The 19,603-nt window shown below is 71.5% G+C and carries 22 protein-coding genes; 9 read left to right on the top strand and 13 right to left on the bottom strand.

What is annotated here, in order from left to right; translation table 11 throughout:
- The first annotated feature begins 7 nt into the window (after positions 1 to 7).
- Positions 8 to 433 carry a cupin domain-containing protein gene (locus MFF54_RS06770; protein WP_238301880.1) on the top strand — a complete coding sequence of 142 codons (426 nt, stop codon included), beginning with the start codon at positions 8 to 10 and terminating at the stop codon, positions 431 to 433.
- 15 nt (positions 434 to 448) lie between these two features.
- Here the strand turns inward: MFF54_RS06770 and yddG are convergent, their stop codons facing one another.
- From yddG to MFF54_RS06755, 3 genes are all read right to left on the bottom strand, one after another.
- Positions 449 to 1,336 carry an aromatic amino acid exporter YddG gene (yddG, locus tag MFF54_RS06765; RefSeq protein WP_238301848.1) on the bottom strand — a complete coding sequence of 296 codons (888 nt, stop codon included), beginning with the start codon at positions 1,334 to 1,336 and terminating at the stop codon, positions 449 to 451.
- Positions 1,337 to 1,390: 54 nt separating this feature from the next.
- Positions 1,391 to 2,119, bottom strand: coding sequence for an acetoacetyl-CoA reductase (gene phbB, locus MFF54_RS06760; protein ID WP_238301847.1), 729 nt, complete (start codon positions 2,117 to 2,119; stop codon positions 1,391 to 1,393).
- 172 nt (positions 2,120 to 2,291) lie between these two features.
- Positions 2,292 to 3,476 carry an acetyl-CoA C-acetyltransferase gene (locus MFF54_RS06755; RefSeq protein ID WP_238301846.1) on the bottom strand — a complete coding sequence of 395 codons (1,185 nt, stop codon included), beginning with the start codon at positions 3,474 to 3,476 and terminating at the stop codon, positions 2,292 to 2,294.
- A gap of 279 nt (positions 3,477 to 3,755) precedes the next feature.
- On the opposite strand from MFF54_RS06755, the gene phaR reads away from it, so the two are divergent.
- Both phaR and MFF54_RS06745 read left to right on the top strand, forming a co-directional pair.
- Positions 3,756 to 4,376: a polyhydroxyalkanoate synthesis repressor PhaR gene (gene phaR, locus MFF54_RS06750; RefSeq protein WP_238301879.1), complete on the top strand. Its 621-nt coding sequence runs from the start codon at positions 3,756 to 3,758 to the stop codon at positions 4,374 to 4,376.
- A 194-nt stretch (positions 4,377 to 4,570) separates the two neighbouring features.
- Positions 4,571 to 4,858, top strand: a complete 288-nt coding sequence (locus MFF54_RS06745) for a hypothetical protein (RefSeq protein WP_238301845.1) — start codon at positions 4,571 to 4,573, stop codon at positions 4,856 to 4,858.
- 61 nt (positions 4,859 to 4,919) lie between these two features.
- Here MFF54_RS06745 and rpmF read toward each other — a convergent pair whose 3' ends face one another.
- A complete protein-coding gene (gene rpmF / locus MFF54_RS06740) occupies positions 4,920 to 5,108 on the bottom strand; it encodes a 50S ribosomal protein L32 (RefSeq protein ID WP_003601373.1) in 189 nt (62 codons plus the stop codon).
- 273 nt (positions 5,109 to 5,381) lie between these two features.
- On the opposite strand from rpmF, the gene MFF54_RS06735 reads away from it, so the two are divergent.
- Positions 5,382 to 5,774 carry a ComEA family DNA-binding protein gene (locus tag MFF54_RS06735; RefSeq protein ID WP_238301844.1) on the top strand — a complete coding sequence of 131 codons (393 nt, stop codon included), beginning with the start codon at positions 5,382 to 5,384 and terminating at the stop codon, positions 5,772 to 5,774.
- An 18-nt stretch (positions 5,775 to 5,792) separates the two neighbouring features.
- Here the strand turns inward: MFF54_RS06735 and MFF54_RS06730 are convergent, their stop codons facing one another.
- Together MFF54_RS06730 and MFF54_RS06725 are read right to left on the bottom strand one after the other, a co-directional pair.
- Positions 5,793 to 6,569, bottom strand: a complete 777-nt coding sequence (locus MFF54_RS06730) for a TerC family protein (protein WP_238301878.1) — start codon at positions 6,567 to 6,569, stop codon at positions 5,793 to 5,795.
- A 52-nt stretch (positions 6,570 to 6,621) separates the two neighbouring features.
- The gene (locus MFF54_RS06725; RefSeq protein WP_283206260.1) at positions 6,622 to 7,602 is read right to left on the bottom strand and encodes a lipid kinase; all 981 of its coding nucleotides are present in this window, start codon (positions 7,600 to 7,602) and stop codon (positions 6,622 to 6,624) included.
- A 374-nt stretch (positions 7,603 to 7,976) separates the two neighbouring features.
- Here MFF54_RS06725 and MFF54_RS06720 point away from each other — a divergent pair, with 374 nt between their 5' ends.
- Together MFF54_RS06720 and MFF54_RS06715 are read left to right on the top strand one after the other, a co-directional pair.
- Positions 7,977 to 8,792: a hypothetical protein gene (locus tag MFF54_RS06720; RefSeq protein ID WP_238301843.1), complete on the top strand. Its 816-nt coding sequence runs from the start codon at positions 7,977 to 7,979 to the stop codon at positions 8,790 to 8,792.
- Positions 8,793 to 8,937: 145 nt separating this feature from the next.
- Positions 8,938 to 10,101, top strand: coding sequence for a nuclease (locus MFF54_RS06715; protein WP_238301842.1), 1,164 nt, complete (start codon positions 8,938 to 8,940; stop codon positions 10,099 to 10,101).
- Between the two features lie 30 nt (positions 10,102 to 10,131).
- Here the strand turns inward: MFF54_RS06715 and MFF54_RS06710 are convergent, their stop codons facing one another.
- The 3 genes from MFF54_RS06710 to dnaK form a co-directional block, all read right to left on the bottom strand.
- Complete coding sequence (locus MFF54_RS06710) at positions 10,132 to 10,848, bottom strand: hypothetical protein (RefSeq protein ID WP_238301841.1); 717 nt, start codon at positions 10,846 to 10,848, stop codon at positions 10,132 to 10,134.
- 61 nt (positions 10,849 to 10,909) lie between these two features.
- A complete protein-coding gene (locus MFF54_RS06705; RefSeq protein ID WP_238301840.1) occupies positions 10,910 to 11,197 on the bottom strand; it encodes a hypothetical protein in 288 nt (95 codons plus the stop codon).
- A 195-nt stretch (positions 11,198 to 11,392) separates the two neighbouring features.
- Positions 11,393 to 13,312, bottom strand: a complete 1,920-nt coding sequence (gene dnaK / locus MFF54_RS06700) for a molecular chaperone DnaK (RefSeq protein WP_238301839.1) — start codon at positions 13,310 to 13,312, stop codon at positions 11,393 to 11,395.
- A 452-nt stretch (positions 13,313 to 13,764) separates the two neighbouring features.
- On the opposite strand from dnaK, the gene MFF54_RS06695 reads away from it, so the two are divergent.
- Positions 13,765 to 14,763 (top strand): hypothetical protein, encoded by a 999-nt coding sequence (locus MFF54_RS06695; protein WP_238301838.1) that lies wholly within the window; start codon positions 13,765 to 13,767, stop codon positions 14,761 to 14,763.
- 12 nt (positions 14,764 to 14,775) lie between these two features.
- On the opposite strand, the gene MFF54_RS06690 is transcribed toward MFF54_RS06695, so the two are convergent.
- From MFF54_RS06690 to MFF54_RS06680, 3 genes are read right to left on the bottom strand one after another with little or no spacing between them, the layout of a single operon-like run.
- Entirely contained in the window at positions 14,776 to 15,486 is a 711-nt protein-coding gene (locus tag MFF54_RS06690) for a phosphatase PAP2 family protein (RefSeq protein WP_238301876.1), read from the bottom strand.
- Positions 15,487 to 15,530: 44 nt separating this feature from the next.
- Entirely contained in the window at positions 15,531 to 16,046 is a 516-nt protein-coding gene (locus MFF54_RS06685) for a 2'-5' RNA ligase family protein (RefSeq protein WP_238301837.1), read from the bottom strand.
- 27 nt (positions 16,047 to 16,073) lie between these two features.
- Positions 16,074 to 17,183: an SPL family radical SAM protein gene (locus MFF54_RS06680; RefSeq protein ID WP_238301836.1), complete on the bottom strand. Its 1,110-nt coding sequence runs from the start codon at positions 17,181 to 17,183 to the stop codon at positions 16,074 to 16,076.
- 74 nt (positions 17,184 to 17,257) lie between these two features.
- Here MFF54_RS06680 and MFF54_RS06675 point away from each other — a divergent pair, with 74 nt between their 5' ends.
- On the top strand, positions 17,258 to 18,193 hold the full coding sequence (locus MFF54_RS06675) for an alginate O-acetyltransferase AlgX-related protein (protein ID WP_238301835.1): 936 nt from the start codon (positions 17,258 to 17,260) through the stop codon (positions 18,191 to 18,193).
- Here MFF54_RS06675 and MFF54_RS06670 read toward each other — a convergent pair.
- Positions 18,186 to 18,410: a hypothetical protein gene (locus tag MFF54_RS06670; protein WP_238301834.1), complete on the bottom strand. Its 225-nt coding sequence runs from the start codon at positions 18,408 to 18,410 to the stop codon at positions 18,186 to 18,188. The genes MFF54_RS06675 and MFF54_RS06670 overlap by 8 nt on opposite strands.
- 178 nt (positions 18,411 to 18,588) lie before the next feature.
- Between MFF54_RS06670 and MFF54_RS06665 the strand changes: the two genes are divergently transcribed.
- Complete coding sequence (locus MFF54_RS06665; RefSeq protein WP_238301833.1) at positions 18,589 to 19,566, top strand: glutathione S-transferase family protein; 978 nt, start codon at positions 18,589 to 18,591, stop codon at positions 19,564 to 19,566.
- The last annotated feature ends 37 nt before the right edge of the window (positions 19,567 to 19,603 follow it).

The raw sequence follows: 19,603 nt of genomic DNA, 5'->3' as shown, positions 1-19,603 counted from the left end.
TCCCGCGATGACGGCCGCACAGGTGATCGCAGCCCTCGGGCTCGCGCCGCATCCGGAGGGCGGGCACTACCGCGAGACCTTCCGCGATCCCCGCACGGTGGAGGGCCGCTCGGTCGGCACGGCGATCTACTACCTGCTCGACGTCGGCGAGGTGTCCGCCTGGCACCGGGTCGATGCCGCCGAGATCTGGCACTGGTACGCCGGCGCCCCGCTGGTGCTGACGGTTAGCCCGAACGGGCACGACGCGGCGGCGAATCATCTCGGGCCCGACCTCGCCCGCAACCAGCGTCCGCAGCACGTGGTGCCGGCCGGACACTGGCAGACCGCGACGAGCCTCGGCGCCTGGACGCTCGTCGGCTGCACCGTCGCGCCGGGCTTCGATTTCGCGGGCTTCGAGATGGCCCCGCCGGACTGGAGACCGATGCCGCGCTGATAGTGCGGCGACGCGTCAGGAGGCGGCTTCGCGCGGGAGCCGGCGCGAGGCCCGAACGGCCACCAGGGCGCCGGCGACGATGAGGAGGCAGGCGAGCGCCAGAGCGGGCGTGGCCGGCGCGTAGCCGGTCGCAACGAGGAGCAGGGTCGAGAGGACCGGCGCCGCGTAGGCGGCCACGCCGAGGAGCCGGATATCCCCGCGCTTCACTCCGATATCCCAGAGATAGAAGGCGGCGCCGACCGGCCCTATGCCGAGCGCCGCGACCGCGGCCCATTGCGGCGCATCGGCGGGCCACACCGTAGTCTCCACGGCCAGGTGGCAGAGAAGGCTCAGAGCGGCCGTGACGAGGCAGAAGCCCGCGACCGCATCGGTCGGCACCGCGCCGACCCGGGCCGAGAGCACGGAGTAACCCGACCAGACGAAGGCGGCGGCGAAGGCTGCGGCGTAGCCCGGCGCGGCGCCGGCCGCGAAATCGAGCGTTCCGCGGCCCGCGAACAGTGCGACCACGCCCGCGAGCCCTAGGAGCGCGCCGAGCAGGTGCGCGGCCCGCAACCCTCCGGCCCGCGGAAGCAGCGCCGAGAGCAGCACGATGAGAAGGGGCCAGAGATAGTTGATCAGCCCAGCCTCAGCGGGCGGGGCGAGGCGGAGCGCGGCGAAGTAGAGCGCGTGGTAGCCGAACAGGCCGCCGACCCCGAGGAGCCAGACCGACCAGGGCTGACGCAGCGCCTTCAGGCCCTCCGGCCGCACGAGCCAGCTCCCACAGCCGAGGAGGCCACCCACCGCGAAAGTCATTGCCGCGAGCTGGAAGGGCGGGACTGCGCCCGAGGCCGCCGTGAGGACGGCGAGCAGCGACCAGAGCAGGATCGCGCCAAAGCCGAGGGCGGTGGCCGTACCGTGTGTCATCCCGTGTCTCATCGGCCCAGCGCTAGCACGCTGGGCCGATGCCTGGGAATATCGTCAGACGAAGTGCTGGCCGCCGTTGATGGTCAGCGTCGAGCCGTTGACGAAGCCGGCCTCGTCGCTGGCCAGATACTCGACCGCGTGGGCGATCTCGTCGGCTTCGCCGAGGCGGCCGGTCGGGATCGTGGAGATGATCTTGTTGCGGATGTCCTCGGGCACCGCCATCACCATCTCGGTGGCGATGTAGCCTGGCGCCACCACGTTCACGGTGATGCCCTTCGCGGCGCTTTCCTGGGCGAGCGCCTTGGCGAAGCCGATCACGCCGGCCTTGGCGGCCGAGTAGTTGGTCTGGCCGGCCTGGCCCTTCTGGCCGTTGATCGACGAGATGATGATGATGCGGCCGAAGTTGCGGCTGCGCATGCCGTCGATCAAGGGCCGGGTGCAGGTGAACATCGAGTCGAGGTTGGTGCGGATCACCGCCTGCCACTTCTCGAAGGTCATCTTGTGGAAGGCGCCGTCGCGGGTGATGCCGGCGTTGTTGACCAGCACGTCGATGGGCCCGAGCTCGCTCTCGATCGCCTTGATGCCGGCCTCGCAGCTGGCGAGATCGCCCACGTCGAACTTGAAGACCGGGATGCCGGTCTCGGCCTTGAAGGCGTTGGCGGCCTCGTCGTTGCCGCCGTAATTGGCGGCGACCCGGTAGCCCCGGTCCTTCAGCCGCTTCGAGATCGCAGCGCCGATGCCGCGGGTGCCGCCGGTGACGAGGGCGACGCGTCCTTGAGCCATGGTTTCCTCCGGATGTTTTTGTTGGGTCGGTCCCGGGGACCGAGACGGTCCCGCGCGATAGGCACATCTTGCCCATCGCGCGCGAACCGCGCACCGAATTTATTCTTGAGCGGCCTTTGAATGCGTTTCAGAGGGAGCGGGTTTGTCCCGCCCCTGCCGCGAGCCCTGGCGATCAGGGCCGCTCGAGGCACATGGCGACACCCATGCCGCCGCCGATGCAGAGTGTGGCGAGGCCCTTCTTGGCGTCGCGCCGCTTCATCTCGTGCAGCAGGGTGACGAGGACGCGCGCCCCAGAGGCACCGATCGGGTGGCCGATGGCGATGGCGCCGCCATTGACGTTCACCTTGGCGTCGTCCCAGCCCATGTCCTTGTTCACCGCGAGCGCCTGAGCTGCGAAGGCCTCGTTGGCCTCGATCAGGTCGAGGTCGGAGGGCTTCCAGCCGGCCTTGTCGAGGGCCTTGCGCGAGGCCGGGATGGGGCCGGTGCCCATCACCTTAGGGTCGACGCCCGCCGTCGCCCAGGACTTGATCTTGGCGAGCGGCGTGAGCCCGCGGCGCTCGGCCTCGGAGGCCGACATCAGCACGATCGCCGCCGCGCCGTCGTTGAGGCCCGAGGCGTTGGCGGCCGTCACCGTGCCGTCCTTCGAGAACGCGGGCTTCAGCTTGGCCATTGCCTCGACGGTCGCGCCGTCGCGGATGTACTCGTCGGTGTCGACGATCGTGTCGCCCTTCCGGCCCGGCACCGTGACGGGGGCGATCTCCTCCTTGAAGCGGCCCTCCTTGCGGGCGGCCTCGGCCTTGTTCTGCGAGCGGGTCGCGAACTGGTCCTGCTGCTCGCGGGTGAGCTGGAAGGCCTGGGCCACGTTCTCGGCGGTCGTGCCCATGTGGTAGCCGTTGAAGGCGTCCCAGAGCCCGTCCTTGATCATGGTGTCGACGAGCTTGACGTCGCCCATCTTCTGGCCGCCGCGCAGGTACTGCGCGTGGGGGCTGAGCGACATGGATTCCTGGCCGCCGGCCACGATCACGGTCGCGTCGCCGTTCGCGATCTGCTGCATGCCGATCGCGACGGTGCGCAGCCCCGAGCCGCAGACCTGGTTGAGGCCCCAGGCGGTCGCCTTCTCGGGAATGCCCGCGGCGATGGCCGCTTGACGGGCCGGGTTCTGGCCGGCGCCCGCCGTGAGCACCTGACCGAAGATCACTTCGTCCACGTCGTCGGGCGAGACCTTGGCCCGCTCCAGCGCCGCCTGGATCGCCACCTTGCCGAGCTCGTGCGCGGGCATGCTGCCGAACGCGCCACCGAACGAGCCCACCGGGGTGCGCGCCGCACCGACGATGACGATCTCCTCGCTGCCTGCCATCTTGCGTTCTCCTCTGGCGGCCGGCGCGGCTTCAGACATGTCCGCGCTCTGGTCCGTTGATGGGATGAAGGGCCTGTCCAGGGCGAAGTCAAGCCGTCCAAAGGACGAGCGCTGACGGCCGGCAGGGGGCGAAAAGTTGGCTTTGCCGGCCCGTTATGCATGATTGTGCTGGGAAAGGCGTCAGATTGCGGTTTTCGACGCCGCACGAAAGCCTTAAGTTCTGTGGGCGGCCGCATCGTGAAGGTGGTCGCGCCGTCAGGTTCGGGAGAGGCCGCAGAGATGGCGGACAGCGTCAAGGTCCATCAGACCGTCATCAAGAAGTACGCGAACAGGCGCCTTTATCACACCGGCACCTCAACCTACGTCACCCTCGAAGATCTCGCGACCATGGTGCAGAACGGCGAGGACTTCGTCGTCTACGACGCGCGCACCAGCGAGGACATCACGCGCTCGGTGCTGACGCAGATCATCTTCGAGCAGGAGAACAAGGCCGGTGCCGACAACCTGCTACCGGTGGCCTTCCTGCGCCAGCTGATCCGCTTCTACGGCGACAGCATGCGCACGATGGTGCCGAGTTTTCTCGAGTTCTCGATGGCGAATTTCGCCCGCGATCAGGATGGGCTTCGCGAAAAATTCGGCACGGGCTTCGGGACCGGGTTCGGCCCTGCCGCTTTCCAGAACGCGCTGGAGCAGCAGGTGCGCACCAACATGTCGTTCTTCGGGGACGCCATGAAGATGTTCACGGGCCTCAGCGCGGGCGCCACGCCCGGCGCGGCGCCGCCTGCAGCGCCCAAGCCTGCGGCCCCTCCGGCGCAGGCGTCGAGCGGCGGCGAGCTGGACGAGCTGAAGCGCCAGATGCTCGCGATGCAGGAGCAGCTCGCGGCGCTCGCGAAGAAGTAGGGTCGGGCGAGCTCTCCAGCTCCCGCCGGAGAGCGGGCGCCCGCAGGCTGCCTGGCCGAGACGCGTGAACCCGTCAGGCAGATGGGCGCGCGAGGATCCGCTCTGAAGCCGCCGCCCACGCAAAGGTTGACGAAACCTTAATGCCGGCCCAACGCTTGCACCTGCCGTGACACGGTCGCGGAGGGTGCGAGGCGATGTCCCGAATCGAGCCGAGCCAACGTCCCGGAGTGGTGCGATCCGCCACCGCGCAGCCGCGGGCGGGCGCGACGGCGCGCGCGGTCGTGCCCGTGGCGGACGGTGCGGCGGGCCATCGGGACGGTTCGGTTTCGTGGGATCCGAGAAGCCCGGGCAGCGCGCGGCCGCAGATCGGCTTCGTGGCGCAGCTGATGGCGGGTGCGGACCCGACGCTGCTGCCATCGCGGATGGAGCGGGCCCAGCGGGCCGCTTCGCTCTACGCGGAGGCGGCGCGGCGGGTCGCCTGATCCTGATCGAGGATCGCCCCCGAAGGGGCTGCGATCCCGGCCGCGCCGGTCGTCTTCAGTCTCAGGCCTCGGCCGACTTGACCTTCAGGACCTGACGGCCGCGGTACATGCCGGTCTTCAGGTCGATGTGGTGCGGACGGCGCAGCTCGCCCGAGTCCTTGTCCTCGACGTAGGTCGGAGCCTTGAGGGCGTCCGCCGAGCGGCGCATGCCGCGGCGGGAGGGGGAGGTCTTTCGCTTCGGAACGGCCATGGGATCAATCCTTCGAACTGGCGGATGACGGCAAAGCGGCGCGCGGGCGGCTCCTCGGAGCGAGGAGCGCCTCGTGCACCGCCGGACACGGAGATTCGAGGGCGCGCTTATAGCGTCGGCCGACGCCTCTGACTAGAGGCTGACCGCCGGCCCTGCCTGCGGACCGCGCTTAACCCAGAACGCGCCGGGCGTTAAGCGGCAGTTCAAGCGGAACGCCCCACGTTCTCCAGACCGGCTTCGTCCATGAGGTCGGGACTTTTCGGGAGAACCGCCATGGTCTCGTCCACTCGCGCCATCCTGCGCACGCTCGCTCTGCTGACGGCGCTCGCCGCCGCGCCGGCCCTCGCTCAGGCCCCGGCTCCGACTGCGCCAAGCCCCGCCGCACCGACGAAGCCCGCCCCCGCGGCACCCGCCGCCCCGGCCGCGCCCAAGGCGCCGAGCGCGCCCGTCGCCGGATCGCCCAACGCCGCCAAGACCGCGCTCATCGACCTCAACAGCGCCAGCGCCGCCGAGCTCGATGCGCTGCCCGGCATCGGGGCCGCGCGCTCGGCCGCGATCATCAAGGGCCGCCCCTACCGCGGCAAGGACGAGCTCGTCTCCAAGAAGATCCTGTCCGAGAGCGTCTACGAGGGGATCAAGGACAAGGTCATCGCCAAGCAGAAGTAGGCCCGAGACGGCCGCGCCTCAGGCGCGGCCAGCCTCCTTCTGGACCGTGTTGATCCGCGGCGCCGGGGCGTCGCCGTTTCCCGCCTTGGCCCGCTTGCGCCGCCGGACCAGCATGTTGAGGCCCTCCACGCCCGCCGAGAAGGCCATCGCGGTGTAGATGTAGCCCTTGGGCACGTGCGCCCCGAAGCCCTCCGCGATCAGCACCATGCCGATCATGATGAGGAAGCCGAGCGCCAGCATCACCACGGTCGGGTTGTTGGCGATGAAGCGCGAGAGCGGGTCGGCGGCGAGCAGCATCACCGTCACGGCGGCGATCACCGCGATCATCATCACCGGCACGTGCTCGGTCATGCCGACCGCCGTGATGATCGAGTCGATCGAGAAGACGAGGTCGAGCAGCAGGATCTGACCGATCGCCGCCGAGAAGCCGAGCGCGACGCCCGGCCCCGTCTCCTCGGCGTGGGGATCGACGCTCTCGTGAATCTCCTTGGTGGCCTTCCAGAGCAGGAACAGGCCGCCCGCGATCAGGATCAGGTCGCGCCAGGAGAAGGCCTTGCCGAAGATCTCGAAGATCGGCTGCGTGAGCTGCACGATGAAGGCGACCGTGCCGAGCAGCCCCAGCCGCAGCACCAGGGCGAGGCCGATGCCGATGCGGCGCGCCCGCTGCTGCTGGCTCGCCGGCAGCTTGTTGGTGATGATCGAGATGAAGATCAGGTTGTCGATGCCGAGCACCACCTCCATCACGACGAGGGTGGCGAGCGCGGCCCAGACGGCCGGGTCGGCGGCGAGCTGCATCAAGTTGTCGAGCACGGGCATCGTCTCCGTGGCGGCCGGTCAGAGAGCGGGATCAGAGCGGAAGAAGGCTGTCGCGGGCGCCGGGGCGCGCCTCCGGGCCGGGGGCGAAGATGCGGATGACCTTCGGCACCACCTTGAAATGGGCCGGTGTGTAGGTCGTCAGCTCGCCGTCCGTGTTCACCGGCCGCGGCTTGCGGGTGGTGAGCCGGATCTCCGTGGTCTTGAAGGCGCGGACATCCTGCGCCCGCCCCTGCGTGCCGCGGCGCAGCGCCGGCAGCAGCGCGAGGAGACGCCACCAATGAGCGACCTCCAGGCTGTAGAAGTCGAGCTTGCCGTCGTCGACCGCCGCACCCGCCTCCACGGTCATGCCGCCGCCGTAGTGGCGGCCGTTGCCGACAGAGGCCTGGATGGTGGTGACGCGCTCGGTCTGCCCGTCGTGCTCGATCGTGACGGTGAAGGGCCGCACCCGGCGCAGCACCCGCACGGCCGCGACCGCGTAGCCGAGCACGCCCCAGGCCTTCTTCGATTCCGCAGTCAATTCGCCCGCGAGCTCCGCCGAGAAGCCGATGCTCGCGACGTTGAAGTAATAGTGCCCGTTGACCCAGCCGAGATCGGCCGGCCGCGCTTGCGCGGTGGTGATGAGGCGGGCGGCGGCGACCGGATCGAGCGGGATTCCCAGCGAGCGGGCGAGGTCGTTGGCGGTGCCGAGCGGCAGGATGCCGAGCGGCAGACCGGTCTCGACCAGCGCCTCGGCCGCCGCGTTCATGGTGCCGTCGCCGCCGCCGAGGATGACGCGGTCGACCGAGCCGGCATGGGCCGTGATCAGCGCCTTGCAGTCGCCGGGCGGCGGCTCGACCGGCTCGATCCCGCCCGCGCGCAGGACGGCGCGGATCTCGTTGAGATCGACGCCGCCGTTGCGGGCCTTGGCGTTGCAGATCAGGAGGGCGCGGCGCGGCGGCCCGGCTGCCCCAGCCTGCGGTGCTCGGGCCTGCGCGGCTTGGGCATGCGCGGCTTGGGCCTGCGGATCGGTCAAGGGGCGGACACTCCGGTGCGTTCGCGCCGCGTCAGCGCAAAGGCAGGGACGCGGTCCGACATCACGGCCGACGCCTCGGCCGCCAGAGGAGCCCGGACCCGGGTTGAGCGGGAACTTGGGTGTGCGGCGCCCGATCTCAACCCCGGCCGGGGTCCGGACTGTGGATTTCCATGGGTGCGGGGATGACGGGCCGGTGTCCGAGCGGTGTGTCCGCGGCGCCGAGCCGAGACGTGCCGGGGCTGATAAGACCCGTGACGTGAGCCGTCGTCGGGGGGGGCGTTGCGGGTGAAGGGTCGGAACCCCGCGCCCACCCGAGCGCGTTTCACGCTGTGCCGCCCCGGCACGTCCCCGCTCGGCCGCGCCCCGGTGAGATCATGCGTCCTGCTTCTTCCCTCGCCACCCTGAGCCTCGCCCTCGCGGCCGGGGTCCTCGCCGTCGGCGGTGCGCGCGCGCAGTCCGGCTGGGTTGATCCGCCGGCCCGCTCGACCGCGCCGGCAAAGCCCGCCGAGAACAGGCCGGAGCCCGCCGCACCCGCGGCCCCCCCTTCCGCCGCACCGCAGGTGCGGTCCGCCCCCGCCGAGGCGGAGGCCGGGCCGGAGCGGAGCGCGGCGCGCCCCTCCCGGGCTGCGCGTCACGCCGAGCGGCCGGAGAGGCCGGAGCGCCGGCTCGAGCGTCATCGCCGCCAGCGCCGGCTGGCCGACACGCCGCCTGTCCAGGCGGCGCCCGTCCCTCCCGCCGCGCGGCCCGAGCCGCGTCTCAGCGACTGGGCGGGCACCGCGCAGGGCCTCGTGGCGGATTACTTCGACGCGGTCTCGGCGCCCGGCCCGGCCATCGTGGCGAGCGCCCCCCGCTTCTACGGGGATCAGGTGCGCTTCTATGGCCGCACCGTGAGCCTGCGCGCCGTGATGGCGGAGAAGCGGGATTTCGCCCGGCGCTGGCCGGAGCGGCGCTACGAGCCGCGCGGCATGCGCACCTTCTGCAACGGGGCGCTGGCGACCTGCGTGGTGCGGGCGGAGGTCGCCTTCCGGGCGGCGAGCCCCGGCCGTGGCGCGGTCTCGCAGGGGATCGCCGAGGTGGTGCTGGAGGTGAGCCTCGCGGGGCCGCGCCCGGTCATCGTCTCGGAGACGAGCCGGGTCCTGCACCGCGGCTCGGCGAGCGCCGGAACGGCCGGCACCGGCCGGAGCGCCTGACTCGCCCGGCCCCGAATCGGCCCCCGAATCATTTTTTCGCCGGACCCGCGGGACAGTTCGGTCCAGGATGCTTAGATCGGACCCCATGGCGGTTTCAGGCGCGACAGCGGCGGACGGAGTGGACGGTACGGAGGCGCAACGCCCCGTGCTCGACGGCGCGGAGCGGGCCGCGCTGCAGACGCAGATCCGCGCCGAGATCGAGCGCCGACGCCCCCGCCCCGTGGCGCTGCGCACGCTCGAGCTTCTCGTCTCCGCCGCCGTCGAGCCGGCGGAGGCGCCGCCCGGCTACCGGTTGATCGACCGGCACGGCCTGCCGCGGGTGCGCGAGGCGGCCACGGAGGGCGGGACGGCGCGACCGATGACGCTCACCGACCTCCTCGACGAGATCGTCGAGCGTCATCCGGCCCTGTTCCTGCCGCCGGAGCCCGCACCCGTCCCGGCGGAGCCCGCGCCCGAACAGAGCCTCGGGGCCAACGCAGCCGAGATGCGCGCCGCGACCGCGCGCTTCGTCGAGACCCAGTCGGAGCGCGCGCGCGCGCTGGCCGAGCGCTCCTCGGAGCAGGGCCGCGCCCTCGCCCAGTCCGCGGCCGCGGCCTTCGCCGGTCTGCGGGCGCGCCTCGACAGCCGCCGCGGCGCGGAGCCCGCCGCCGAGGGGGCGGCTGCCGACACCGTCGCGCCCGCGTGGCGCGAAGGGGCCGAGGGCGGGCTCCAGCGGTTCCGCACGGGGCTGCAGGATTGGCGCGACGGCGGCCTGGGCGGACGCGGCTCCCGCCGCTGGATCGCGGGTGCCGCCGCCGCGGCCCTCGCGCTCGTCGTCGGGGCGGGGCTCGTCCTCTCCTGGCGCGGATCGGGCGAGGACAGGTCAGCGCCCGGGCGGCAGGCCGCCACGGAGGCGTCGCAGGCCCAGCCGCAATCCCCCTCGCAGGCCGCCCCCGCCGAGGCGCCGCCGGCCGAGGCGGAATCGGCTCCCGAGGAGGCGCCGCGTCCGGCGCCCAACGCGGTGACCGGTCAGGCGCAGGTGATCGACACCGCCACCCTGCGCCTCAACGGCAAGCTCGTGCGGCTGTTCGGCGTCGAGTGGGTGCGCGGCGGCCAGGCGGACGAGCTGGCCCGCTACATCAACAACCGTCCGGTGACCTGCCAGCCCGTGCCGGGCAGCGAGAACCAGCTCTGCCAGATCGAGGGGCGCGACCTCTCGGAGGTGGTGCTGTTCAACGGTGGCGGTCGCGCCTCGCCGGAGGCCACGCCCGAGCTCGTCGCCGCCGAGGACCATGCCCGCAGCGAGCGGCTCGGCGTCTGGAAGCGCTGAGCGCCGCCGGGCCGGCCCGACCGCGGTGCCTCACCAGAGCGAGAGCTGCGTGCTGAAATCCGTGCTTCGGAGCACCCGGCAGGCGGCGGGCTCCGCCTCGCAGGTCGCCCGAGGCCGCAGGTGCAGCGCGCCGTCCGGCCCGTGCTCGAAGCGCAGCCGCACGGGCGGATCGTCGTCACGGGTGTAGACGAGGCTGACGTCGAAGCGGACGAAGTCGTAGCGGCCCCGGTCGGCGTAGACGATGAGATCGCGCGAGACCTCCTCGCCCGGATTCAGGTCGGCGGGCTGCCCGTCCCGCTCCGTCGCCCCGGCGAAGAGCTTGCCCTCCCGCAGGATCGCGATGCCGGGGTCCTCCAGCACGTAGGCGCCGCTGCGGGCCACATGGTCCTCGTCCGTGCCGTCGCCCGCCCCCGTGCCGGCCGGCGCCGTCTCGCCGAAGCGGACCCGCACCCCGGTGACGTTGTAGACGAGGCCGAGCACGCGGACCCCGGCCTGCCCGACATTCCGGCGCCGGACCGTGGACCGGATCGCGAGCCGGTCGCCGCGCTCGCCCGCGCGGACGAGGCTCGTCGTGACCGAGACGGCCGGCGGCTCCAGCCCGGGCTTGATCCGCGCCTCGTAGATGAATGTGTAGACGCCCCAGGCGCCGGCACCGAGGATCGCCAGGGTCTGCACCAGCGCGTTGACCCGCTCGATCCGGCCGCTCGGCCGCGGCTCCTCCGCCCCCATGATGGTCGCTTCCCGCACGGAAAAGGGCCGGGGGAGACCCCCGACCCTGCCGATCTCTTCGGACGTGGCGCGCCGCTTACTAGCGCGCGCCCTGGTTGGCGCCCTGGTTGCCCAGGCCGACACCGGTGTTGCTGCTGGTGCCGGTGCCGCCGCCCATGTTGCCCATGCCGCCCGCGCGGCCGGTCGTGCCGGTGCTGCCCGGGCTGGTGTTCGGGTCCATCCGGTTCATCGAGCGATCCGTGCCCTGGCCGCTGCGCATGGCCGGGTCGCTGGCGCCGGCCGCGCCCGGCTGCGTGCTCTGGGCGAGCGCGGCGTCCGAGAGGCCGAGGACCAGCGAGGCGGCGACGGCGATCGTCTTGATCTGCATGGCGGTTTTCCCTCCGTTCGGTGTTGCGTGGCTGACAACGTCTCAGCCCGCCAGCCGTTCAGAGAAAAACTGTTCGCGGACGCGGTTCTTGCGCCGTGGCGAACACACGCGGATACCGGGGCGGTCATCCGTGCGGGCACAAAAAAGGGGCCGGATCGCTCCGGCCCCCCGTCGGCATCTTGAAGATACGGAAGATCAAGCCCGCTTCTTCTGGTCCTTCTCGTCGACCTCCTGGAAGTCGGCGTCGATGACGTCGTCCTTCTTGGCCTCACCCTGGGCGCCCGCCGCGGCGGCGTCCGGGCCGGCCGCCTGGTTCGCCGCGTACATCGCCTCGCCGAGCTTCATCGAGGCCTGCATCAGGTCCGTGGTGCGGGCCTTGATGGTCTCGACGTCGTCACCCTCCAGCGCGGTCTTGAGCGCCGTGATGGCGGTCTCGATGCCGTCGCGGTCCGCCTGGCCGACCTTGTCGCCGTACTCCTTCACCGACTTCTCGGTGGCGTGGATCAGGCTCTCACCCTGGTTCTTCACCTCGACCAGCTCACGGCGGCGCTTGTCGGCCTCGGCGTTGGCCTCGGCGTCCTTCACCATCCGGTCGATGTCGGCGTCGGAGAGACCGCCCGAGGCCTGGATGCGGATCTGGTGTTCCTTGTTCGTCGCCTTGTCCTTGGCCGTGACGTTCACGATGCCGTTGGCGTCGATGTCGAAGGTCACCTCGATCTGCGGCATGCCGCGGGGCGCCGGCGGGATGCCGACGAGATCGAACTGGCCGAGCAGCTTGTTGTCGGCCGCCATCTCGCGCTCACCCTGGAAGACCCGGATGGTGACCGCGTTCTGGTTGTCCTCGGCCGTCGAGAAGACCTGGGACTTTTTGGTCGGGATCGTGGTGTTGCGGTCGATGAGCCGGGTGAACACGCCGCCCAGCGTCTCGATGCCGAGCGAGAGCGGGGTGACGTCGAGGAGCAGCACGTCCTTCACGTCGCCCTGAAGCACGCCGGCCTGGACCGCCGCGCCGATGGCCACGACCTCGTCCGGGTTGACGCCCTTGTGGGGCTCCTTGCCGAAGAAGGACTTCACCACCTCCTGGATCTTGGGCATGCGGATCATGCCCCCGACGAGCACGACCTCGTCGATCTCGGAGGCCGAGACGCCGGCATCCTTCAGCGCCTTGCGGCAGGGCTCGATCGTGCGCTGCACGAGGTCGTCCACCAGCGACTCGAACTTGGCGCGGCTGAGCTTCAGCGCGAGGTGCTTCGGGCCGGTGGCGTCCGCCGTGATGTAGGGCAGGTTGATCTCGGTCTGCGTCGCGGACGAGAGCTCAATCTTCGCCTTCTCAGCGGCCTCCTTGAGGCGCTGGAGCGCGAGCTTGTCCTTCGTCAGGTCGATGCCCTGCTCGCGCTTGAACTCGGCGGTCAGGTACTCGACCACGCGGTTGTCGAAATCCTCGCCGCCCAGGAACGTGTCGCCGTTCGTGGACTTCACCTCGAACACGCCGTCGCCGATCTCGAGGATCGAGACGTCGAAGGTGCCGCCGCCGAGGTCGTAGACCGCGATCGTGCCGGACTTCTTCTTGTCGAGGCCGTAGGCGAGCGCGGCCGCGGTCGGCTCGTTGATGATGCGCAGCACCTCGAGGCCGGCGATCTTGCCCGCGTCCTTCGTGGCCTGGCGCTGGGCGTCGTTGAAGTAGGCCGGGACCGTGATGACGGCCTGGGTGACCGGCTGGCCGAGATGCGACTCGGCGGTCTCCTTCATCTTCTGAAGGGTGAAGGCCGAGATCTGGGACGGCGAGTACTTCTTGCCGTCGGCCTCGACCCAGGCGTCGCCGTTGTCGCCCTTGACGATCTTGTAGGGCACGAGGCCCTTGTCCTTCTGCGTCATCGGATCGTCGTAGGTACGGCCGATCAGACGCTTGATGGCGAAGAAGGTGCGTTCCGGGTTGGTGACGGCCTGCCGCTTGGCGGGCTGGCCGACGAGGCGCTCGCCGTCGTCCGTGAAGGCGACGATGGAGGGGGTGGTGCGGGCGCCTTCCGCGTTCTCGATGACCTTGGGCTGCGTGCCTTCCATGACGGCCACGCAGGAGTTGGTGGTGCCCAAGTCGATGCCGATGACTTTACCCATGGTGGGATCCCTCTGTTGGTTCGTGTTCAAGCAGACCGCCGAGCCCCGAAGCAGCTCGGCCCATGGCGGTGCGACGTTTGGTGATGTGCGTACGGGAGGGGGGGCGGATCAAGGGCCGGAGCCGGCGAAAAACCCGCGCTTAATCCCGTGTCGCAGCGGATATAAGAAGGGGCCCTGGAGGCCGCAAGGCAAAGCCGCAGCGCACGTGCGATTCCGGTCACGGCGGGACCATCGCCTTGAGGGGTTTGAGGAATCGGCGTCGTCGCACCGTCGCGACCGCGCCGGTGCACCCGCATTTTGTTGCTCCGCTGCCACGCCCGCGCCATCGATGGCGTGTTAGCGTTGGGACGCCGCCGCACGACGGCGCCCACCCTGCCGTCAGGGAGGCGGGTACCGGGCGCACGGTGCGCGCCATGCCTGTTGCCATGCCTGTTTCTGCCTCGAAGGACTCGATGCGTCCGACCCGCAGCTTCCTGATCCCCCTCCTCGGCCTCGCCGCCGCGACGGCGCCGACGCCCGCGGCGCAGGCCCAGAACTTCTTCGAGGAGCTCTTCGGGATCGGCCGCGCGGCCAAGCCCCCGGTGCCGCCCCGCGGCGTGCCGGGTGGCGCGCCCGCCCCCCCGCCCGCGCCGATGCCGGGCGACCCGTTGCCGGCCGACCCGAACGCCCCCGCAGCCGAGGCGCCGCGCCCGGCCGCGCCGCCGAAGCCCGTGGTGCTGAAGGTGCCGAGCGAGGACGCGATCCTCGGCCAGGAACTCCAGCTCAACGGCCTCTCGGGCAAGCTGAAGCTGGAGCGCGCCGGCACGGCGACGACCGCGCGCATCACCCTCCCGGGCACCAAGGTCTCGCAGCCGACCGAGTCCTGCGCGGTGCCGCTGGCGAACGGCAACCCCGTCACCCTCTCGTCGGAGGGGCGGCCCGAGGGCGTGCCGCGGTTCGAGGCGGCGGGGGCCGAGTGCCCGCTGCGCTTCGACGTGACGGAGGGCGGCCTCCTCGTGACGCCCCTCGGGCCCGGCCAGACCTGCACCTTCTCGGCGGCCGATTGCACCACCACGCCGAAGGGGCTGTGGGGCCCGGTCGCCGCGGGACTGATCCCGCGCTCGGCGGAGTTCGACACCGCCCGCGGCGTCGCCGACAAGGCGGTGCGGGACAATTACAAGCTGATGACCCAGCGGGCGCGGCGCGAGGACGTGCGCCCGATCGTGACCGAGCAGGCGGCCTTCTCCTCCGACCGGGAGCAGCTCTGCCGGACTTACGCCCGCGAGGGCGCGCACGGCTTCTGCCACCTGCGCTTCACCGAGAACCGGGCGCTGGCGCTGGCCACGCGCCTCGGCGTGAACACTGCCGCGCCGCCGGCCGCCGCCGCGGCGACCCCGCGCCCGCGCCGGAAGCCGCCCGTCGAGGGCATGAACCCCGACGCGCCGGGGGCGGGGATCCCGGTCGCCGAGTAGCGCCCGACCCGGTCAGGCCCGCGGCGGCGGGTCCGGCGCCTCGACCTCGCCCCGGCGCTGGAGCTGCAGGGCCACGAACCAGCAGAGCGCCGCCCAGGCGGCGCCGACGCACCAGCCGGCCAGGACGTCGCTCGGCCAGTGCACGCCGAGATAGACCCGGCTGACCCCCACCAGCACCGTCATGGCCACGCCGAGGAACAGCACCAGCGCCTTCACCCGTCGGCGCGGGTCGATGCGCGCGAGCAGCGTCGCCAGCGTCAGGTAGGCGATCGCCGACATCATGGCGTGGCCGGAGGGGAAGCTCGCGGTGAACACCTCCATGCCGTGGGGCACGAGGTCCGGCCGCGGCCGGTGGTAGAACAGCTTCAGCACCGTCGAGACGATCTCGCCGCCGCCGACCGCGCCGATCACGAAGGCGCCGATCCGCAGCTTCCCGGACAGAGCGAGGTAGGCCGCCACCGCGCCCGTGAGGAACACGATGGTGAAGACGCTGCCGAGCCCGGTGATGTCGCGCATCGTCTCCTCGAGCCAGCGCGGCCCGATCGGGTCGGAGAGGTCGGCGGGGTTGCGCAAGGAGAGCAGGATCTTGCGGTCGAGCGCCTCGGTCGAGCCCTCGCCGACCTCCTGGGCCAGCGCGAAGAAGCCGTAGCCGAGCGTGCTCACGGTGAGCAGCGCGACCAGCGGACCGACCTCGTTGAGGCGGAAGCGCAGCCAGACCCGCATGGCGCGGCCGGTGAGCGGGTTGCCGCGGATATGCTCGTAGGCCCTCACGCGTTCTCTCCGAAGGACAAGCGGGAGACCTCCTCCCAGGGACCGCCGAGATAGCGCCAGAGCAGCAGGCCCGGCGCGGTGAACCGGAAGGGCGCAAAGCCCTGCTGCAGATCGGCGTGGAGCGCGCGGGCGATCTTCGGATCGACCTTGTTCTGCACCGTGACGTGCGGGCGCCAGCCCTGGGCGTCCTGCGGCGTGAGATGGTCGGCGAAGGCCTGTGCCAGCCGGGCTCGGAAGGCCGCGAGGGCTTCCGATTCCAGCACGTAGGCGACGCCGCGCCCGGTGAAGCGCAGGCCCGTCACCGCGACGGCAGGCGGCGGCACGGTGCGGGCCAAGCTCGCCACCGTCTCGATCACCGCCCGCTCCCGGTCGCCCGGCAGGTGGTGGAACAGGGTGGCATGGGCCGGGATGAAGTTGATCGCTTCGGGGAAGTGGCGCCGCCGCAACCCGTCGAACCGCCCGAAGGTGGCTTCGTCGAAGGCGAGGGTCAGGATGAGGGGCGCGTCGGACATCGGATCCCGAGATGGCGCGGTGACCGCTCAGGTCCAGTAGAGCACGCGGGCGGCCGGCAGGTCGCGGGCGAGCGCCGCGTGGAGCGCGGCGCGCATCTCCGCCATCAGCGCCTTCGGCAGCACGTACTTCACTGAGCCGAACTTCGTGAACTTCCGCGTCCGCTCCGCCTCGTCGAGCGGCAGGTCTGAGCCCGGATACCAGCCCTGAAGAACCTCCTTCGAGCCCGGCGTGAAGCGGTGGGTGATCAGCTCCGCCGTCAGGTCGAGATCGGGCACGCCGGCGAGCGCGTCGGCCGCGTCCCGGATCAGCGCCGCGTAGGCCGCCGGCCAGTCGGGGATCGGCAGGATCGGCGCGACCGTGAGCCCGACGGGGTAGCCGGCGCGCGCGGCCAGGCGCATCGCCCGCAGCCGCGCGTCGAGGGAGGCGGTGCCGCCCTCGTAGCGGGCGGCGCCCCGCGCGTTCACCGAGAAGCGGATGCGGGTGCGCCGCCCGTGGGGAAGATCGAGCAGCGGCTCGACCGCCGCGAACTTGGTGGTGAAGCGGAGTTGCACCGGCGCCTCCCAGGCGCCGAAATGCCGGATCGCCGCCGAGAGCGAGCCGGTCAGGTGCTCGATGCCGAGCGGGTCGGTGTAGCAGGAGGCCTCGAAGGTGGTGCCCTCGTGGCTCCGCGCCTCCGAGGCCGAGGTGACGGCCCCGCGCCCCGCATAGGCGGCGAGGTTTCCCAGGATCGCGTCGAGATTGGCGTAGGCCCGCGTCACCGGCGGGCCGGAGAGCGAGCCGGCCAGATAGCAGTACTGGCAGTGGGCCGGGCAGCCCTCCGCGAGGTCGAAGCGCCAGTCGGCCGAGGGCGGGATCGGCTGGAGCTTCAGCTTGGTCGGCGGCGCGACGACGAGGGCGAGCGTCGCCTTGGCCTCCGCATAGGCCCGGCGGGGATCGGGCCGGCGCAGGCCCGTGAGACGGTTCGAGGCGAGCCGCTCGACCGGCAGCCCCAAGGCCTCGGCCCGGGACAGCATGGCGCGGCCGTGGGCGTGCTCCAGGGCGGCGGGCGTCACCAGGACGCGCCGCGGGCGCCAGAGCCGGGCCGGACGGTCGGCAGGTGCGGTCCGGAGCGGCTTCTCGGCGAGGGCGGGTTCCATCCTGTGCGGAACGCCGCACCGCACGGCCAAGCTCCGGCCTATCGCGACCCGGACCCCGCGGCTAAAGCACCCGCATGTTCAGAAAACGCTGGGACACCGTGCACGAGGGGCGCGAGGGCTGGCTGTTCCTCACGGGGGGCAGCAACCGCGTCATGGACCGCTACGCGCGGGGCCTGCGCCACTGGTGGCTGATGCGGGGATGGGCCCGGCTGATGGAGGCGCGCGCCGCCCGCGCCGCCCGGCTCGGCATCCGCTGCCTGCACGTGATCGTGCCGGAGAAGCTCTCGGTCTACGAGAACCTGACCCACGGCCTGCCCTACGACCCGGCGCAGGCCTCGACGCGCCGGCTCGCCCGGCGGCTCGCCGGCAAGCCCTACTATCTCGACCTGCTGGCTCCGTTGCGCGCCGCCCGCGACGGGCCGGTGCCGCTCTACCAGCGTACCGACACCCATTGGACGGTCGAGGGCTGCCTGCTCGCCTACCGGGCGATCATGCGGGCGCTGGCCGCCGTGCCGCCCGCCGACATCGCCGAGCGGCCCGACTTCGCGCACGAGACGGTGCTCGATCTCGGCGAGAAGGTGCCGCACCGGCCGACCGAGCGCCTGCGGCGCCCGCGCATCCTGCGCGACGCCGTGCGGGCCGAGACCGGGTCCTTGCTCGCGGCCTACGAGGCGCTGGGTCGCGCCCAGGACCTGCATGTCGGCGCTCACGTGGTCTACCGGAACGCGCGGGCGCCGGACCCGCGCCGCATCATGCTGTTCGGCGATTCCTGCGCGCATTTCTCGCCGATCCTGCTGACCGGCTACCTCGCGGAGAGTTTTTCCGAGGTGCACTTCGTCTGGTCGGCGGCGCTCGACTGGGACTACATCGCGCGCGTGAAGCCCGACATCCTGCTGTTCGAGTTGGCCGAGCGTTTCCTCGCCCGCCTGCCTGCGGACGATTTCGACGTGGCGGCCGGCTGCCGGAGGGGCAGGACGCCGCCCTGGCCGAACGGGACCCCGCCTAGTTGAGGAACTGCATCGCCTCGCCGTTCTCCAGCGCGAGGGCTTGCGCCCGCAGCACAGGCTCCGGCGTGCCGGCCACCGCCAGCAGCAGCGTGACGAGCACCAGCAGACAGGCGAGCGCGCCCGTCACGATATCCGCGTGGCGACGCAGGGCGTGGATCAGCAGGCAGCCGAAGGTGAAGAGGGAAGCCTCGGCAACGGGCAGGGTGAGGGCAAACGACATCGACGGCTCCGCGCAGCATGTGCGGCTCATGGTGCGACGCACAAACGAGTGCGCTGCACAAAGCAGAAAATGGACCGTTCGTGCGCGTTTTCATGTCTCTTCCGGGCTTTTCGGACCCTGGTATGCGCCCATCTCATGGCCATGGCGGCGTGCCTGGGTCGGGCGACGGGAGGCGGCGATGGGTTTGCTGGTCGACGGCGTCTGGCAGGACCAGTGGTACGATACGATGTCCACCGGTGGCCGCTTCGAGCGCAAGGCCTCGGCCTTCCGCAACTGGGTGACGGCCGACGGCGCGCCCGGTCCCTCGGGGGAGGGGGGCTTCCGGGGCGAGGCCGGGCGCTATCACCTCTACGTCGCGCTCGCCTGTCCGTGGGCGCACCGCACCCTGATCGTGCGCGCGCTCAAGGGGCTGGAGGCGGCGATCTCCGTCTCGGTGGTCGATCCGCACATGGGCGCGGAGGGCTGGGTCTTCGGCGATAGGCCCGGCGCGACGCCGGACGCGCTCCACGGCGCACGGCGCCTCTACGAGGTCTACCTGAAGGCCGATCCGCACTACACGGGCCGCGTGACGGTGCCCGTCCTCTGGGACAAGCGGCGCGGCACCATCGTGTCGAACGAGTCGTCCGAGATCATCCGCATGCTCAACGACGCCTTCGGCGCGGGCGACCCCGACCTCTACCCCGCCGACCTGCGGCCTGAGATCGACGCGATCAACGCGCGGGTCTACGAGCGGGTGAACAACGGCGTCTACCGCGCGGGCTTCGCCACCACCGAGGAGGCCTATGCGGAGGCCTACGAGGCCCTGTTCGCGGAACTCGACGCGCTGGAAGAGCGCCTCGACCGGGGCCGCTATCTCTGCGGCGGCCGGCTCACCGAGGCCGACATCCGCCTGTTCACCACGCTGGTGCGGTTCGACGCGGTCTATGTCGGGCACTTCAAGTGCAACCGGCAGCGCATCGCCGACTACCCGAACCTGTCGAACTACCTGCGCGACCTCTACGCCCTGCCGGGCGTGGCCGGGACGGTGAACCTCGACCACATCAAGCGGCACTATTATTGGAGCCACACCACCATCAACCCGACCCGCATCGTGCCGCTCGGGCCCCGGCTCGACTTCGCCGCGCCGAACGACCGGGCCTTGCGGTTCGCAACCTGAGACAGGGATCTCGACGGCGACCGTTCCTTCACTAGAT

The sequence above is a fragment of the Methylobacterium gregans genome, assembly GCF_022179245.1.
In the GTDB taxonomy this organism is placed as follows: domain Bacteria; phylum Pseudomonadota; class Alphaproteobacteria; order Rhizobiales; family Beijerinckiaceae; genus Methylobacterium; species Methylobacterium gregans.
This window is presented reverse-complemented; position numbering and strand designations above follow the sequence as displayed.